The organism is Capnocytophaga sp. FDAARGOS_737, from assembly GCF_009730375.1.
GTDB lineage: Bacteria > Bacteroidota > Bacteroidia > Flavobacteriales > Flavobacteriaceae > Capnocytophaga > Capnocytophaga leadbetteri.
In genome coordinates, this window is record NZ_CP046316.1 from 881,021 (window position 1) to 898,914 (window position 17,894).

Genomic DNA, 17,894 nt, shown 5'->3' on the forward strand with positions numbered 1-17,894 from the left:
TATCCTTCGCTCATCCTAAAGGGTAAGTATATCTAAAGTAAAGGGAAGATGATTATAGTAGATTTTTCTTCAAAATTTACTAATTAACAAATTTGCTAATTGGCAAATTATTTATACCTTTGCATCATCATTTAAAAACCAAACAAACGTGTGGATTCTTATTCGTGAAAATATCAAAATAGCTTTTGATTCGATTAAAAGTCAGCTGCTGCGTACGGTACTCACTGTGCTTATTATCGCTATTGGTATTACCGCCTTGGTGGGGATACTGAGCGTTATCACTGCTTTGCGCAATACCCTTGAAGGTAATTTTTCGAGTATGGGGGCGAATACCTTTTCTATTTCGCGTTATGATTATGCCGAAAGGGTAGAGGGAAGTGGTACTAAGAAAAAGATTAACCCAGAAATCTCCTATAAAGAGGCAGAGACCTTTAAGCAACAGCTTGCCAATCCTTTTGCTAAGGTAAGTATTTCTACAAATGCGGCTTCGTCAGCAGAGGTGAAATACGAAAATAAAAAGACAGACCCTTTGGCACGTGTGGTAGGGGTTGATGAACACTATATTAATAATTCGGGACTTACCATAGAGGAGGGGAGAGGTTTTTCTGACTTTGATATACAAAACAACCTGAATTTGTGTGTGATAGGCTCTGATTTTAAGAAAACACTGCTGAAAGATGTCAATCCGATTGGCAAAACTATTTCGGTAAGGGGGTATAAGTTCAAAGTTATAGGTATACTAAAGTCGCAAAGTTCGTCTTTTGGTAATTATGAAGATTTTCAGGTGTTAATACCCTTGGGAATAGCTCGTTCTGCCTTTTCAACAACGATGCCTAACTTCACCATAAATGTAGGGGTAGATAACAAAGATAAGTTAGATGCTGCCGTAGATGATGCGGTGGTGCTGATGCGCAATATCAGAGGACTTACGCCTATACAAGAAAATAACTTTGGGGTAGAGCGCAGTGATGACCTATTACAGCGTATCGGTAGCATTACAGGGGTGCTGACGGCTGCAGGTTTTATTATAGGAATGATTACGATACTGGGTTCATCTATTGCTTTGCTCAATATTATGTTGGTATCGGTGACTGAACGCACTAAAGAGATAGGTATTCGCAAGGCTTTAGGGGCTAAAAGGCGTTCTATAACCCTACAGTTCTTTACTGAAACGCTCATTATAGCGCAGTTAGGAGCCTTGACGGGCATTGTTTTGGGTATAAGTTTAGGTTTTCTGATTTCGAAAGCGGTGAAGTTTGAGTTCACCATACCTTGGGGCGTCATTTTGGTTGCTATACTGATAGCAGCCGTAGTTTCGGTGCTCTCTGGGCTTTATCCTGCAGTAAAAGCTTCGAAGTTAGACCCTGTAGAAGCATTGCGATACGAGTAATTAATTTGCTAATTTGTCAATTTGCCAATTAGCAAATTAGTGAATTAGCAAATCGCCAAATTGACAAATCGGCAAATCAGCAAATTATATAACTATGTTTGAGAATTTGAAAATAGAAAATCAGGTAGTGGATATACCTATGCCTGAGGGGATTACGCTCACGATAAAGCGGGAGGATAAGAATCACCCATTTGTATCGGGGAATAAACTCAGAAAACTAAAATACAATATAGCAGAGGCAATAAAACAGGGTAAAAGTACCCTGCTTACTTTTGGAGGCGCCTACTCTAATCATATAGCGGCTACGGCTGCGGCAGGACAAATAATGGGGTTACGCACTATCGGAGTGATAAGAGGAGATGAATTGGAATCTAAAATTAGTGTTAATCCGACGTTAAAGTTTGCTAAAAATTGCGGGATGCAATTTTTGTTCGTTACACGCCAGATGTATAGAGAAAAACACACCCCTGAGTTTTTAGAAAGTCTTAGAAATCGCTATGGTTCAGATATTTATATAGCTCCAGAAGGAGGTACAAACGCTTTGGCAGTAAAAGGCTGCGAAGAAATACTTACCGAAGAAGACAAAGCGTTTGATGTAATCTGCACGGCGGTAGGTACAGGAGGTACTATCTCAGGGCTTATCAATGCTAGTGCTCCACATCAGCAAGTAATAGGTTTTCCTGCTCTAAAAGGCGAGTTTTTAACAGAAGTAATCAAGCAATATACCGCCCGAACTAATTGGCATTTAGTACACGATTATAATTTTGGAGGCTATGCTAAAGTGAATGATGAACTGATTAATTTTTTAAATGATTTTAACAAAACTACCCAAATACCATTAGACCCCATATATGTAGGTAAGATGATTTTTGCTATCTTTGCCCTCGTAAAGAAGGGATATTTTGCACCTAACACTAAAATATTAGCTATTCATACGGGAGGCTTGCAAGGTATTGAAGGCTTTAATAAAGAACGAATAAAAAAACAAAAAATTACATTGAATTATGAAGAAAAGATTTAGTTGGCTGCTACTATATCTCTTTATTCTCTCATCGTGCTCCGATAAGTATTACAAAAGCGCTAAGAACCCGCATACAGTCAATTATCGCGGACAGCGTACTATTGTAGAGACTAAAAGGCCTACTCATACAGAGCTTAACCAAAGAACAAAGGCTCTGATGGAAGCGAATATGAATCGGAAAGATTTTACTGAAGATGATTTTCACGAAGTACCGCCTGCTATGCAGGTAACTACTGCCGTCACTCAGAAATATATAGAAGACTACAAAGATATAGCGATGGTAGAAATGCAGCGCTATAACATACCAGCAAGTATCACCTTGGCACAAGGGATATTAGAAAGCGGTTCAGGGCAAGGGCGATTGGCGCGTTATGGCAATAACCACTTCGGCATTAAATGCCACGCTACTTGGAACGGTAAGACTATCACTCACGATGATGATGAAAAAAGTGAGTGTTTTAGACGTTATAAATATGCTTACGAATCGTTTGAAGACCACTCTCAATTCCTGATGAAAAGGGGAAGATACAGTTCACTATTTGAGCTTAACCCTACCGACTACGAGAGTTGGGCACACGGACTTAAGAGAGCCGGCTATGCTACAGACCCTGCTTATGCTAAAAAACTCATCGCTCTGATAAAAAAGTTTAGCCTACACCAGTATGACGAGCAGGTAGTAGCGATGAAAGGAGAGCCGGTAAACTTTTCGATGGGTACTGATATAGTATCAACCCCGCTACCTAAGCGCGAAGTGCCACAAGTGGTACAAAATGAGCCTATAGCACCAGCAAAGCCAGTAGTAGTAACTAAGAAAGAAGTAGCTAAGACAGTAGAACAAAAGTTAGTTACTAAACCAGTTACTAAGTCAGCACCCGTGATTGCCGACACCTCTAAAAAAGTAGCTGAAAAGGTAGAAACTCCTAAACCAGCAGCTCCTGCTAAAACACAGGTATCATCACAAGTGAAAAAAGAAGCTATTGCAGAGGTGTATTACCAAGTGCAAACTGGAGATACTCTATATAAGATAGCTCGCGAACAGCAAGTGCCTGTACAACAGCTGATGAAGCTTAATAACTTTGACGATTTGGCGAGCAGTAACCTGAAAGTAGGACAGCAAATACGCGTAAATTAATGACTTTTGAAGCTCTGAAACAGTATATTTACCAGCAGCTGCAAAATCTTTACCCCCTAACAGAGGTTCAGACTTTTTACTTTATGCTGTTGGAGCATTATGCTAAGTGTAGTAAAGCAACTGCATTGGCGTGCGCTAAAGAGTCCCTTCCCGAAAAGGTTGTTACCCCTATAAAAGAAGCGATAAGAGAACTACAAAACCATAAACCTATACAATATATATTAGGTGAAACGGTGTTTTTCTCTTATCGCTTTTTGGTAGATGAAAATGTGCTTATACCCCGTCCGGAAACTGAAGAGTTGGTGGATTGGGTGCTAACAACAGTCACCCCTACTTCTAAACCCTTGAAAATAATAGATATAGGTACAGGTTCGGGTTGCATAGCTATTTCGCTGGCTAAATCGTTGCCTAATGCCGAAGTAACTGCTGTAGATGTTTCGGCAAAAGCACTGCAAGTAGCTCGCCGCAATGCCGAACTAAATGGGGTAACCATTAACTTTCTACAGCAAGATATACTACAAACCTCCACTTTGCCAGATACATACGATATTATTATCTCTAATCCGCCTTATGTACGCTCTTTAGAGAAAGCCGAAATGCAAGCCAATGTATTAGAATATGAGCCTCACTTGGCTCTATTTGTTAGTGATACTGACCCGCTGTTGTTTTACGACCGAATAGCAACGCTTGCTCGTAAGGCACTTTCGCCCCAAGGAAGCCTTTTTTTTGAAATCAATCAGTATTTAGGAGACGAGACGATAGCCTTGTTGAAAGCGAAGGGGTTTGAAAAGGTGGTGTTACGGCAAGACTTGTCTGGCAATGATAGAATGATAATGAGCCGATGAGATGATTTGCCAATTTGCTAATTTGCTAATTTGCTAATTTGCTAATTTGTGAATTTGTGAATTGATGATATTGTTGATAATCAGCGTTTTATATTTTTTGTGTAATTTTTTTTACAAAAAAAGTAGTAAAAAGTTTTGGCTATGTAGAAAAAAAATCGTAACATTGCACCAATTTTTTAAAGGTGTAGGGCGCTTATAACTTATTGTTTCACTACTTTCCGATAGAAATACACTTTTAATTGACGCCCTTTTTTCTAACGGAAATACAAATTTACTTAATCAGCAAATGGCTGAAAACACACAAACACAAGCGGAGTTTTTAGAAAACTTTGATTGGAACAAATACCAAGAAGGTATTGACAGCGTACAAGAAGACCAATTGAAAAATTTTGAAGAATTGGTTAAAAACAATTTCGTTGACACTCAAGACAACGAAGTAGTAGAAGGTGTAGTAACCAGAATTACTGACAGAGAGGCTATTATCGACATCAACGCTAAATCAGAAGGTGTTATTTCTCTTAATGAATTCCGCTACAACCCTAACCTAAAAGTAGGTGACAAAGTAGAAGTACTTATCGACATCCGTGAAGACAAAAACGGACAGTTAGTACTTTCACACCGCAAAGCACGTACTCTGAAAGCTTGGGATAGAATTAACTTAGCTCACGAAAATGGCGAAATCGTAAACGGATTTGTGAAAAGTCGTACTAAAGGCGGTATGATAGTAGATGTATTTGGTATCGAAGCCTTCTTACCAGGTTCGCAAATAGATGTGAAACCTATCCGCGACTACGAACAATTCGTAAATAAAACAATGGAGTTCAAGATAGTGAAAGTAAATCACGAATTTAAAAACGTGGTGGTTTCGCACAAAGCTCTTATTGAAGCAGATATCGAAGAACAGAAGAAAGAAATTATCAGTCAGCTTGAAAAAGGACAAGTACTCGAAGGGGTGGTTAAAAATATTACCTCATACGGTGTATTCGTTGACCTTGGCGGCGTAGACGGATTGATACACATTACTGACCTTTCTTGGGCACGTATCAACCACCCAAGCGAAGTGGTATCAGTAGATCAAAAATTGAATGTAGTTATCCTTGACTTTGATGATAACAAATCACGCATTCAATTGGGTCTAAAACAGCTAAGCAAACACCCTTGGGATGCGCTTGCTGAAGACCTAAAAGTAGGTGATAAAGTAAAAGGTAAAGTAGTAGTTATAGCCGACTATGGTGCTTTCGTAGAAATAGCTGATGGTGTAGAAGGACTTATACACGTATCAGAAATGTCTTGGAGTACTCACTTGCGTTCAGCTCAAGATTTCGTGAAATTAGGAGATGAAGTAGAAGCAGTGGTACTAACCTTAGACCGCAACGAGCGCAAAATGTCATTGGGTATCAAACAACTTACTCCAGACCCTTGGATTAACATCACTGAAAAATACCCAGTAGGTTCTAAACACACAGGTACTGTACGCAACTTTACTAACTTTGGTGTATTCGTAGAACTAGAAGAAGGTATCGATGGTCTTATCCACATCACTGACCTTTCTTGGACTAAGAAAATAAAACACCCATCAGAGTTTGTAAACACTGGTGATAAGATAGAAGTAATGGTACTTGAGCTTGATGCTGAAGGACACAAACTATCTTTAGGACACAAACAAACAACCCCTAACCCTTGGGATAAGTACGAAGCAGAATTTGCAGTAGGTACTATTCACACAGGTACCGTTTCTAAATTGGTAGACAAAGGGGCTACTGTACCTTTCAATGATGATATATTGGCATTCGTACCTACTCGCCACTTAGAAAAAGAAGATGGCAAAAAGTTAGGAAAAGGCGAAACTGCTGAATTCAAAATCATTGAATTTAACAAAGAATTTAAACGTGTAGTAGCTTCGCACACAGCTATCTTCAAAGAAGAAGAAGAGAAAATAGCTAAAGAAGCGGCTAATAATACAGTATCAGCTCCTGTCGAAAAATCAACACTTGGAGACCTTGAAGCGCTTCAAGAGTTGAAAGACAAGATGGAAAAAGAGAAGTAATTTAGTTTTTTTCATAATTTTTTGTTTTAATGAGGAAAAGTCGTTGCTGGGAAGTAACGACTTTTTTTATTTTGATAATTTAAAAAGAAAAATTTGCTTAATAGTAGTAATTATACTATCTTTGCAGAGTGTAGCTAATAAATGAAATATACAAATGAAGAGGTTAAAGGTTTCGGAGGTTATCAGACTTTTACTTGATGATGGTTGGTTTCTTTATGCCCAAAAAGGTAGTCATAGGCAATTTAAACATTCTGAAAAGTTAGGAAAAGTAACCGTAAATGGTAAGAATAGCGATACGCTAAGTCAAGAGATTTTGAATAGTATTTTTAAACAAGCAGGTTGGAAATAAAACTTAAAAATGATAAAAAATATGGAAATAATAAAAGTATTAGTAGGTTGGGAAGATAAGAATTATTCAGCCGTAGCTGAATGTAATGGAGTGGTAGTAGCTACTCATAAAGATTTTGAAATGCTAAAAAAAGAGTTTACAGAAGCCTTTGCCTTTCATATAAGCGAAAGTGCTAAAGATGGTGACCCTATTTCGCCAGCTCTCTTAAACGGAGATTATATATTAGAGTATGAGTTGCAAACTTCAGCTTTGCTACATATTTTTGATGGGGTACTAACAAGGGCAGCTCTTTCTAAAGTAACAGGTATTAATGAGCGTCAGTTAGGACATTATGCGCAAGGCATACGCACCCCACGACCTCAACAGCGCGAGAAAATAGTGCAAGGTATTCATCAATTAGGAAGACAGTTTTTATCGGTTTGTTAGGAATTGTTGATTGAACTGGCGGTATGAAAAACTTTATCAGAGTTTTGGGTTTAATAAAAGAAAAGTTGTATATTTGCGGTTGGAAAAAATAAAACCTTTGATAATTAAACATTAACCATTGTTTTAAGATGCTTAGAATAGAAAATATCTGTAAAAAATACGGTGAGCACACGGCATTAGATGCGGTGTCGATGGAGGTGCCTAAAGGGAGTATCTTTGGCTTGTTAGGTCCTAATGGGGCAGGAAAAACTTCGCTTATACGCATTATTAACCAAATTGTACTGCCCGATGCTGGAGAGGTGTGGTTTGACGGCGAACTGCTGCAACCTAAACACACTGCCCAAATAGGCTATCTGCCCGAAGAACGCGGTTTGTACAAATCGATGAAAGTAGGCGAGCAGGCGTTGTACTTGGCTCAACTAAAAGGGCTGAGCAAAGAGGAGGCTAAAAAACAGCTCAAATTTTGGTTCGACCGCCTGCAAATAGGCGATTGGTGGCATAAGAAAGTGCAAGAGCTCTCTAAAGGTATGGCTCAGAAAATACAGTTTTTAGTAACGGTGCTACACAAACCTAAATTGCTTATTTTTGATGAGCCTTTTAGTGGTTTCGACCCTATTAGTGCTAATATCATTAAAGATGAAATACTCTACTTGCGCGAACAAGGGGCTACCATTATTTTTTCTACCCACCGAATGGAGTCGGTAGAGGAGCTTTGCGACCATATAGCGCTTATCAATCAATCACATAAGATATTAGACGGTAATTTAAATGATATAAAAAGGGCATTTAAAAACAATACTTATGAGGTAGGATTGAAAGTAGCTGACGAGCAAAAAGCAGTCGTATTGAGTGAGTTGCAAGATAAATATACCGTACAAGAAGCTTCCTTTAGAACCTTGTATGACGAACTGAAACTAAATATACAGAAAAAAGAGGGACAAAGCGCTAACGACTTATTGCAATACCTTAGCACGCAAGGAGAGGTAACGCATTTTGTAGAGGCTATCCCTACAGCTAACGAGATATTTATGCGTGCGTGTGGTAAATTAGCAAATTAGTAAATTGGTAGATTATGAAACATTTGAGAATTATAATAGAGAGAGAATACCTGAATAAGATACGCAATAAGTCGTTTATAATAATGACCTTTGTAAGTCCGCTAATAGTAGTAGCTTTTGCCTTAATAATTGGTTTTCTGACTAATGTAAATAGCAAGAGCAATGCTAAAGATATTCTTATTCTGGACGAGAGCGGACTTTTTAGCAATACTTTTTCTGATACTGAGACGATACACTATGAATATTTGAAAGATAAAACCCTACAAGAGGCTCGTGCAGAGGTATTAGAAACAAGTAAATACGGACTGCTGTATATACCTAAGGAAGAGACTGCTCAAAAGGCTTTCTATAGTGAAGAATCGCCTTCGCTATCATTAGTAAATGAGCTTACTGGCGCACTTGAAAAGACTCTTTTTCAGTATAACCTTACCCAAAAAGGGATTGATAAGGCAGAAATAGACAGTGCTCGCACGAAAATAACCCTACAAATGGAAAACTTTACAGGTGAAAAGACCTCAGAGTTTGACAATGTGATGAAAATTGCAATAGGCGGTGTAGCGGGCTATCTGATTTTTATGTTTATCATCATTTATGGCAATATGATAATGCGTAGTGTAATAGAGGAAAAGACGAACCGTATTGTAGAAATTATCATATCATCAGTAAAACCTTTTCAACTGATGTTAGGTAAGATTATAGGCACTTCATTAGCAGGAATCACACAATTTGCTATATGGTTGGTAATAGGTGGGGTACTATTTGCCTTAGCACCTTCACTCTTTCAGGTAGATACTCCTACAGCTACCCAAGCGATGGCAGCTACAGAGTCTCACTCTGAAATAAGTAATATTATAGCAGCTCTTTACCATTTTCCATTTTTGGAAACTTCAGGTGTATTTCTATTATTTTTTGTAGGAGGATATCTGTTGTACAGTTCGCTGTATGCTATGGTAGGAGCGATGGTAGATAACGAGACTGATACACAGCAGTTTTTGATGCCTATACTCATTCCGCTGATGTTAGCCTTTTATGTAGGAATGTTTTCGGTAATAGAAGAACCGCACGGTACGATTTCAGTAGTATTTTCGTACATACCACTTACCTCGCCTGTAGTAATGCTGATGCGTATCCCCTTCGGGGTAGCGTGGTGGGAAGTATTAATTTCTTTACTACTACTTTATATCACTTTCTTTTTGGTAATAAAAATAGCTTCGAAAATATACCGCATCGGTATACTTATGTATGGCAAAAAGCCTACTTATAAAGAAGTGTGGAAGTGGCTAAAAATGAACTAAAATGAAAACAAAAAATACGTATGTAAATAGAGAGCTTAGTTGGCTAAAATTTAATGCCAGAGTGCTACAAGAGGCAGCCGATGAAAAAGTGCCCCTCTTAGAGCGGCTCAGGTTTGCTGGTATTTTCTCTAATAACTTAGACGAATTTTTCAAAGTACGCTATGCTACGGTGAAGCGTGTGGCTATGAACGAGTCTTCAGACAAAGAGTTGGGCGTACACGCAAAAGAGCTATTAGAAGAAATCACTAAGGAAGTGATACAGCTGCAAGACGAAAGCCTAAGCATTATCAACACTATTACTGAGGAATTAGAGAAAGAGCAGATATTCATCGTAAATGAAAAAACTCTGCTACCAGAGCACGAAGCCTTTGTAAATACGTATTTTTATGATAAGGTACGTCCTGCACTTTTTACTATTATTCTCAATGATTTAGAGAAGTTTCCGCAGCTGAAGGACGATGTGGCGTATTTGGCAGTGAAAATGACGCTGAAAGAAGATGAGAAAGCCTCAGGAGTACAAAAATTCTTTTCTTCAAAGGCTTACAAAGAAAAAATACAGTATGCCCTGATAGAGTTGCCCACTACGCTCAATCGCTTTATAGAGCTTCCACAGGTAGGTGATAAGCACTACATCATAATGTTAGATGATGTGATACGTTTTTGCTTACATCTGATATTCAGCATTTTCAACTACGAATCGCTTTCGGCTAATATGATAAAAATCACTCGTGATGCCGAGTTAGACATAGATGACGATTTGAGCAAGAGTTTTGTGGAGAAAATCTCGACTAGTGTAGAAGATAGGCGAAAAGGAGCCCCAGTGCGCTTCGTATACGACAAGACGATAGATAAGGATACGTTGCATTTCCTCATTGAGAAGATGGGTATTGTTAATACCGACAGTGTGATACCAGGGGGGCGCTATCATAACCGCCGCGACTATATGAGCTTCCCCAGCTTAGGGCGTACAGACTTAACCTACGCACCTATACACCCGCTACCGGTGAAGGGACTCACTTCGGAAGAGAGTTTGCTGAAGAAAATAGCTGAGAAAGATTATCTACAGTTTACCCCTTATCATACTTTTTCGAATATAATATGGTTTTTGAGGGAAGCAGCTCTCGACCCCAAAGTGAAGTCGGTGAAGATAACAATTTATCGCTTAGCTAAAAACTCGCAAGTGGTCAATTCGCTTATCAATGCGGTGAAAAATGGCAAGAAAGTAACAGTGCAAATAGAGTTGCAAGCCCGATTTGATGAAGAATCAAACATAAGATACGCAGAACAGCTGAAAGCAGAGGGGGTGAAGCTCATCTTTGGAGTACGCGGACTAAAAGTGCATAGCAAGATATGTGTGATAGAACGCGAAGAGGGTAAGGGCATCAAACGATATGGCTTTATCAGTACCGGAAACTTTAACGAAAGTACCGCTAAAGTCTATACCGATTACACCCTTTTTACTGCTAATCAGGATATACTAAAGGAAGTAAATAAAGTGTTTAACTTCTTTGAAACTAATTACAACATACAGAAATACAAACACTTAATAGTATCGCCCCACTATACTAAAAAGATACTTAAGCAGCTAATAGACGAAGAGATAAAGAATGCTAAAGCTGGTAAGGAAGCCTATATAAAGCTGAAAATGAATAATATAACCAGCTATAAGATGATAGATAAGCTGTATGAAGCCAGTAGAGCAGGGGTGAAGATACAAATGATTGTACGAGGCATCTGTTGCTTAGTACCTGGTATAGAGGGAATGAGTGAGAATATAGAGGTAATCAGTATAGTAGATAAATTCTTAGAGCACCCTCGCTTGTTTATATTTGGCAATAATGGCAATCCTAAAGTGTACATCTCGTCAGCAGATTGGATGACACGCAATATCTCTTTCAGAGTAGAAGTAGGTTGCCCTATTTATGATGAAACTATAAAGCAAGAGCTGATAGATACCTTTGAAATCAGTTGGGCTGACAATGTGAAAGCCAGAGTAATAGACCAAGCTCAAGACAATCATTACCGCCCTCATACGCTACCGGCACAGCGCTCGCAAGTAGCTCTTTATGAGTATTACCAACAGAAAAACAAGCTAACAGAATAGAATGAAGAGACCGCAGATAAAATTAGCACAACAAGTGATAGAGGCCTGCAAAGCCAAGCAAATTAAACATATTGTTATATCGCCTGGTTCGCGTAATGCCCCTCTGACGATAGGCTTTAGTAACGACCCCTATTTTTCTTGTTATAGTATAGTAGATGAGCGATGTGCGGCTTTCTTTGCCTTAGGTATGGCACAGCAGCTGCGGCAACCAGTGGCAGTAGTTTGTACTTCGGGGTCGGCACTGTTGAACTATTATCCGGCTTTTGCAGAGGCTTTCTATAGCGATATTCCGCTGGTAGTGATTTCGGCAGACCGCCCTTCTAATAAGATAGATATAGGCGATGGGCAGACTATTCGTCAGGCAAACGTATTGGCTAATCATAGTGCTTATAACGCTAACCTATCGGATGCCCCTCATAGTGATAAGAGCAATTTTTATGAACTAAATACCGCTCTTAATACCGCTATAGCACAGCAAGCCCCAGTACATATCAATGTACCTTTTGAAGAACCATTATATCTTACCACAGAAGAGCGATATACTTTTGAGAATCAGCCGCTGCCCCCTACAGACATTGCTTTAGATGATGCTGCGGCAATCACTTTTGTAAAACGATGGAATACAGCAGCTAAGAAGATGATATTAGTAGGGGTTTTACCCCCTAATAGTGTCGAGGCTGACTATGTGCAAAGACTTGCACAAGACCCTTCAGTATTAGTACTGACCGAGACCACCTCTAACCTGCACGATCCTCATTTTATACCCTGCATAGATAAACTACTGACTTATACTGAGAAAGACCCCGCACTGAAAGAAGCTTTGCGACCTGACTTGCTGCTGACCTTTGGAGGCTTGGTAGTCTCAAAGAAAATAAAACAGTTTTTGCGAACTTTTCAGCCCTCTTATCACTACAATGTTGATTTGTACAAAGGTTACGACTCTTATTTCTGCTTGACAGCCCACTTTAAGAGTGATATTAATACATTTCTGAAGAAAATAGGGCATTATTTGTTAAGTGTGCCTTCAGATTATCAGAAAAAATGGTTAGAAATAAAGAATGAGATACAGCAAAAACACTTAGAGTATCAGAATGATACTCCTTTTTCGGATTTCAAAGTATATGCAGAGCTATTTAATACTATTCCCAAGCACTATATGGTGCAAATAAGCAATAGTTCTGCTATACGTTATGCACAGCTGATGAAGTCAGATCCTACTTGGAAAGTGTACTGCAATAGGGGTACGAGTGGGATAGATGGTAGTACCTCTACTGCCATAGGAGCAGCAGTAGCCTCAGGAGCACCAACAGTGTTTGTTACAGGTGATTTAAGCTTTTTCTATGACAGTAATGCCTTGTGGAACAAGTATATACCTAATAACTTTCGTATTATACTACTGAATAATGAGGGGGGAGGTATCTTTAGAATATTGCCCGGTGATACTTCAGACCCTAACTTTGAGTATTTTTTTGAAACGCCGCATATACTCACGGCAGAACACTTGTGCAAGATGTATGGTATAGCCTATTATCAAGCGAATAATTACAGCGATTTGCAGAAGGGATTGCGTGCTATTTTCACTGATGATCACGCTCCAAAGCTATTGGAAATACATACACCAAGAAAAATAAATGATAAAGTTTTGTTAAAATATTTTGAGTATCTGAAAAAATGAGTACCTTTACAAAATAATTATAAAAACATAAGAAATTATGAGCAAACGTGATGAACTAATTGCAGTGTACACCCAAGATTTGAAAGAAAAATGTGGTGAAGCGAACCCAGATGTGGAGTTCTTAACAAAAGTAACTGTAGGTTTAGGTCCTTCAATCTACAATGATGATGCTTCAAAAGTATCAGGTTCAGACAAAACAGAGTTAGACCGAGTGAAACAAAATTTCTTGATTAAGAAATTAGGTTTAACAGATGGTCCTGAATTAGATAAGGCTATAGAAGCAGTAATCGAGAAGTACGGAAAATCGAATAGAAACAAACACAGAGCTGTGGTTTACTATTTGTTGGCTAAACACTTCAAAAAAGAATCAGTGTACAACAAGTAAGAACTTATTAGGGTTTTAGGTGCTTTTTTCCTAAAACCCTATATTTTTTTATCAGATGAATAAACAACAGAAATTACAACGACATAAAAATATTGCTACAGGGCTTTTCTTGCTGATGCTAATTGTCTATATAACAATGGTGTATTGGCAGAAAAAGTCACCTGAATTTGTATGGATAGGCTATATAAAAGCTTTTGCTGAAGCTGCTATGGTAGGGGCTCTTGCCGACTGGTTTGCTGTAACAGCGCTTTTTCATAAACCAATGGGGCTGAATATACCGCATACCAACTTGATAGAAGCAAGAAAGAATGATATAGGAGAAAATCTGGGTGATTTTGTGGTAGAGAACTTTTTGAAACCTAAGCAAATACGTCCGTATATAACAGATATAAAAATATCAACTTTTATTATAGAATGGCTTTCAAAAGAAACAACCTCTCATAAAGTAACTTCTTTAGTAAAAGAAAGTCCGCTTACAGCTAAGGCAAGCGAGCTACTCATCAAACTTTTAGATGAAGGTAAGCACCAAGGATTGCTTTCTAAATCATTTGAGAAAATAGCTGCCTATATAAACGAAAATCAAGAGGTTATACAGAGAGAAATGGACGGGCAGTTTCCTGCTTTGATACCTCCTTTCATCAGAGAGGGGATAAGCCGAAAAGTGAGTGAGGGACTCTATAATCTACTGCAAAAAATAGCAGCAGATACTACTCACCCTATGCGTGCTAACCTTACAGCACAACTATATGAGTTTGCTGACCGACTCAATACCCCTGAATGGCAGCCCCAAATAGCTAAAATACTACAAACCTCTGTAGCAGCCTTTACAGACGAATTGCGCTCTAATGCTCAATTACAGCGCGAGATAGATGCTTGGGTACAGAAGACTGCCTATCAGTTTGTGTTGAAAAACAAAGAAGAAGTGGGCAGACTTATAAGCAGTACAGTAGAAAATTGGGAAGGCAAGGAGCTAAGCAAAAAAATAGAATTGGAAGTAGGTAAAGACTTACAGTTTATCAGAATTAATGGTACTTTAGTAGGGGGCTTAGTAGGCCTGCTTATATATGCCCTTACTCAACTTCTGTAAGGCAAAATGCAACTTGTTAATTGTAAATTGATAATTGTTTCGTACCTTTGCGCCCTCATAAAAAGACTTCTATGAATTTTGACATACTAAAAACAGATGAACTTACGAAAGCCCGTGCTGGTAAAATTACCACAGCGCATGGGGTGATTGAAACTCCTATCTTTATGCCTGTAGGCACCGTAGGAAGCGTGAAAGGAGTACACCAACGTGAGCTGAAAGAAGATATCAATGCCGATATTATCTTAGGTAATACGTATCATCTCTATTTGCGTCCGCAAATGCCTATACTTGAGAAAGCAGGGGGCTTGCATAAGTTTATTAACTGGGATAGGAATATCCTTACCGATAGTGGAGGTTATCAGGTATATTCGTTGGCAGCCAACCGCAAGATAAAAGAAGAAGGAGTGAAGTTTAAGAGCCATATAGATGGTTCGTATCACTTCTTTTCGCCTGAAAATGTGATGGAAATAGAGCGCAGTATAGGAGCTGATATAATGATGGCTTTTGATGAATGTACTCCTTACCCTTGCGAATATGGCTATGCTAAACGCTCAATGCACCTTACCCATCGTTGGCTTGACCGCTGTATAGCACACTTAGAGAAAGTACCGCCTAAATATGGCTATGAGCAAAGTTTATTTCCTATTGTACAAGGGTCTGTATATAAAGACCTCCGTATACAATCAGCAGAATATATAGCTAGCAAAGGGGCTGATGGTAATGCGATAGGTGGGCTATCAGTAGGTGAACCTGTAGAGCAAATGTACGAGATGACTGAGCTGGTATGCGATATACTGCCTAAAGATAAACCTCGCTATCTTATGGGAGTAGGTACTCCTATCAATATATTAGAAAACATCGCCTTAGGGGTAGATATGATGGACTGTGTGATGCCTACACGTAATGCTCGCAATGGTATGCTCTTCACTTCAAAAGGAATTATCAATATCAAAAATAAAAAGTGGGAAGACGACTTTTCGCCTCTTGACCCTGATGGGCATACTTATGTAGATACATATTACACCAAAGCCTACTTACGACATCTGTTTGCTGCTAATGAGTTTTTAGGCAAACAAATAGCCTCTATACACAACTTAGGGTTTTATTTGTGGTTAGTGAGAGAGGCACGCCGACAAATAATAGCAGGTACCTTTAGCCAATGGAAGACAAAAATGGTGAATGATATGTCGAATCGTCTTTAAAATCTAACAAAAATATGAAAATACTTGACTGGTACATACTCAAGCGATATTTGCTTACTTTCTTTATGATGATAGTGCTTTTTATTCCGATAGGGATAATAGTAGATTTATCAGAAAAAGTAGATAAAATGATACAGAAAAAAGCGCCAATGAACGAAATACTATTGTATTATGTTAGTTTTATTGGTTATTTTGCTAATATATTATTTCCTATCTTGCTTTTTCTCTCTATAATCTGGTTTACCTCTAAATTGGCAAATAATACCGAAATTATAGCTATACAGAGCTCGGGGGTATCATATATGCGCTTTTTACGTCCTTATATAATAGGAGCTACAATTATTTCGATAATAGTGTTTTTTATGGGGATGTTTATAGTACCAGCAGCTAGTACCGTCTATAATGATTTTTGGAATAAGTATATACGTTCATCAAAAGTAGAGAGTGTAAGCGACCTATACAATCAGTTTACAGATAATGATTATCTGTATGTAAGTTCGTTTAATTACGAAGACAAGCGCGGGTATAACTTTTCGGTAGAGCATTTCGATGGTATCAGGATGACTGAAAAGATAAACGCAGAGACCATACAGTGGATTGATAGTACTCAAACTTACCGACTGACAAACTACTCAAAACGCAAGATAGAGACAGCCGATGATATAATAGAGCGTAAAGAGCAACTAGATACCATCTTCAAGTTTAAAATAGACGACCTAATGCCGATGGAGTATACCGCAGAGAATAAGAACCTTTTTGAACTGGATAAGTTTATTGAACGCGAGCGAATGAAAGGCTCTCCTAACCTTAATATGTATTTGTTAGTGAAATATAGGCGTTGGGGTGCAATAAGTACTGCTTTTATCCTTACACTGATAGGGGTAGCAGTATCGTCAGTAAAAAAGCGAGGAGGTATGGGTATTAACCTAATGGTAGGAGTAGTCGTAGGCTTTACCTTTGTATTCTTCGACCGAGTATTTGGTACTTTAGCACAGACTTCAGGAGGGCTTTCACCTCTAATGGCAGTATTGATACCTAATCTTATTTTTCTAACCCTCGCCATTTTATTACTCAGAAAAGTAAGAAGTTAGTTTATGGAATTAGTAAAAGCAAAAAAACATTTAGGGCAGCACTTCCTAAAGGATTTGAATATAGCACAGAAAATAGCTGATACCTTATCATTGGCAAACTACAAAAAAGTAGTAGAAATAGGGGCAGGTATGGGCGTTCTTACACAATTCTTACTCAAAAAAGATACAGAAGTATATGTTGTAGAGATAGATAAGGAGTCAGTGGCCTATTTAGAAGCTCATTATCCTGAGTTGAGAGGGAAAATAATAGCAGATGACTTTTTAAAGTATGATATAGCAGGCTTTTTGCGAGAACCTTTTGCTATTATAGGCAACTTTCCTTATAATATATCTACTCAAATAGTATTTAAGTTGCTTGAACTTAGAGATTATGTGCCAGAATTTAGCGGTATGTTTCAGAAAGAAGTTGCTGAACGTATTTGTGAACGCGAAGGGAGCAAGACCTATGGCATACTATCAGTTTTGGTACAAGCCTTCTATGAGGCAACTTATCTATTTACTGTTTCCGAAGGGGTGTTTAATCCCCCACCTAAAGTAAAGAGCGGAGTGCTACGCTTAGTGCGCAAGTCTGATTATCATTTAGACTGTGATGAGGCTCTCTTCTTCACTATTGTGAAAACTGCTTTTAATCAGCGGCGCAAAACCCTCAGAAATAGTTTAAAACCTCTACTAACTAACGAATTCCTAAAGAATAATAGTATTTTCGACAAACGCCCAGAGCAATTGCCTTGGCAGGATTTTGTATTTATCACTAAAGAAATCAGTCGGAAAGAACAATAACTACTGA

At 38.5% G+C, this 17,894-nt stretch carries 16 protein-coding genes; all 16 read left to right on the forward strand.

The window, feature by feature from the left end:
* Positions 1-148 precede the first annotated feature (148 nt).
* Positions 149-1,390 carry an ABC transporter permease gene (locus tag FOC45_RS03780; RefSeq protein WP_009389442.1) on the forward strand — a complete coding sequence of 414 codons (1,242 nt, stop codon included), beginning with the start codon at positions 149-151 and terminating at the stop codon, positions 1,388-1,390.
* A gap of 94 nt (positions 1,391-1,484) precedes the next feature.
* Entirely contained in the window at positions 1,485-2,411 is a 927-nt protein-coding gene (locus FOC45_RS03785) for a 1-aminocyclopropane-1-carboxylate deaminase/D-cysteine desulfhydrase (RefSeq protein ID WP_009389444.1), read from the forward strand.
* Positions 2,395-3,543, forward strand: coding sequence for a glucosaminidase domain-containing protein (locus FOC45_RS03790; protein WP_009389446.1), 1,149 nt, complete (start codon positions 2,395-2,397; stop codon positions 3,541-3,543). Before FOC45_RS03785 ends, FOC45_RS03790 begins: the two co-directional genes overlap by 17 nt.
* Entirely contained in the window at positions 3,543-4,388 is an 846-nt protein-coding gene (gene prmC, locus FOC45_RS03795; RefSeq protein ID WP_009389448.1) for a peptide chain release factor N(5)-glutamine methyltransferase, read from the forward strand. The genes FOC45_RS03790 and prmC overlap by 1 nt, the downstream gene beginning before the upstream one ends.
* 286 nt (positions 4,389-4,674) lie before the next feature.
* On the forward strand, positions 4,675-6,435 hold the full coding sequence (gene rpsA / locus FOC45_RS03800) for a 30S ribosomal protein S1 (RefSeq protein ID WP_009389449.1): 1,761 nt from the start codon (positions 4,675-4,677) through the stop codon (positions 6,433-6,435).
* Positions 6,436-6,589: 154 nt separating this feature from the next.
* Positions 6,590-6,784 carry a type II toxin-antitoxin system HicA family toxin gene (locus FOC45_RS03805; protein ID WP_009389451.1) on the forward strand — a complete coding sequence of 65 codons (195 nt, stop codon included), beginning with the start codon at positions 6,590-6,592 and terminating at the stop codon, positions 6,782-6,784.
* A 21-nt stretch (positions 6,785-6,805) separates the two neighbouring features.
* The gene (locus FOC45_RS03810) at positions 6,806-7,210 is read left to right on the forward strand and encodes a hypothetical protein (RefSeq protein ID WP_034540181.1); all 405 of its coding nucleotides are present in this window, start codon (positions 6,806-6,808) and stop codon (positions 7,208-7,210) included.
* Between the two features lie 128 nt (positions 7,211-7,338).
* Positions 7,339-8,268 carry an ABC transporter ATP-binding protein gene (locus FOC45_RS03815; RefSeq protein ID WP_009389454.1) on the forward strand — a complete coding sequence of 310 codons (930 nt, stop codon included), beginning with the start codon at positions 7,339-7,341 and terminating at the stop codon, positions 8,266-8,268.
* A 14-nt stretch (positions 8,269-8,282) separates the two neighbouring features.
* Complete coding sequence (locus FOC45_RS03820; protein WP_009389464.1) at positions 8,283-9,563, forward strand: ABC transporter permease; 1,281 nt, start codon at positions 8,283-8,285, stop codon at positions 9,561-9,563.
* 1 nt (position 9,564) lies between these two features.
* On the forward strand, positions 9,565-11,667 hold the full coding sequence (gene ppk1, locus FOC45_RS03825; RefSeq protein WP_009389465.1) for a polyphosphate kinase 1: 2,103 nt from the start codon (positions 9,565-9,567) through the stop codon (positions 11,665-11,667).
* A gap of 1 nt (position 11,668) precedes the next feature.
* Positions 11,669-13,342 carry a 2-succinyl-5-enolpyruvyl-6-hydroxy-3-cyclohexene-1-carboxylic-acid synthase gene (gene menD / locus FOC45_RS03830; protein WP_009389466.1) on the forward strand — a complete coding sequence of 558 codons (1,674 nt, stop codon included), beginning with the start codon at positions 11,669-11,671 and terminating at the stop codon, positions 13,340-13,342.
* A 37-nt stretch (positions 13,343-13,379) separates the two neighbouring features.
* Positions 13,380-13,727 (forward strand): DUF2853 family protein, encoded by a 348-nt coding sequence (locus tag FOC45_RS03835; RefSeq protein WP_009389467.1) that lies wholly within the window; start codon positions 13,380-13,382, stop codon positions 13,725-13,727.
* 55 nt (positions 13,728-13,782) lie between these two features.
* Complete coding sequence (locus tag FOC45_RS03840; protein ID WP_009389468.1) at positions 13,783-14,814, forward strand: DUF445 domain-containing protein; 1,032 nt, start codon at positions 13,783-13,785, stop codon at positions 14,812-14,814.
* Positions 14,815-14,885: 71 nt separating this feature from the next.
* On the forward strand, positions 14,886-16,016 hold the full coding sequence (gene tgt, locus FOC45_RS03845) for a tRNA guanosine(34) transglycosylase Tgt (protein WP_009389469.1): 1,131 nt from the start codon (positions 14,886-14,888) through the stop codon (positions 16,014-16,016).
* Between the two features lie 14 nt (positions 16,017-16,030).
* The gene (locus FOC45_RS03850; protein WP_034540179.1) at positions 16,031-17,107 is read left to right on the forward strand and encodes an LptF/LptG family permease; all 1,077 of its coding nucleotides are present in this window, start codon (positions 16,031-16,033) and stop codon (positions 17,105-17,107) included.
* Positions 17,108-17,110: 3 nt separating this feature from the next.
* Positions 17,111-17,887 (forward strand): 16S rRNA (adenine(1518)-N(6)/adenine(1519)-N(6))-dimethyltransferase RsmA, encoded by a 777-nt coding sequence (gene rsmA / locus FOC45_RS03855; RefSeq protein ID WP_009388894.1) that lies wholly within the window; start codon positions 17,111-17,113, stop codon positions 17,885-17,887.
* The last annotated feature ends 7 nt before the right edge of the window (positions 17,888-17,894 follow it).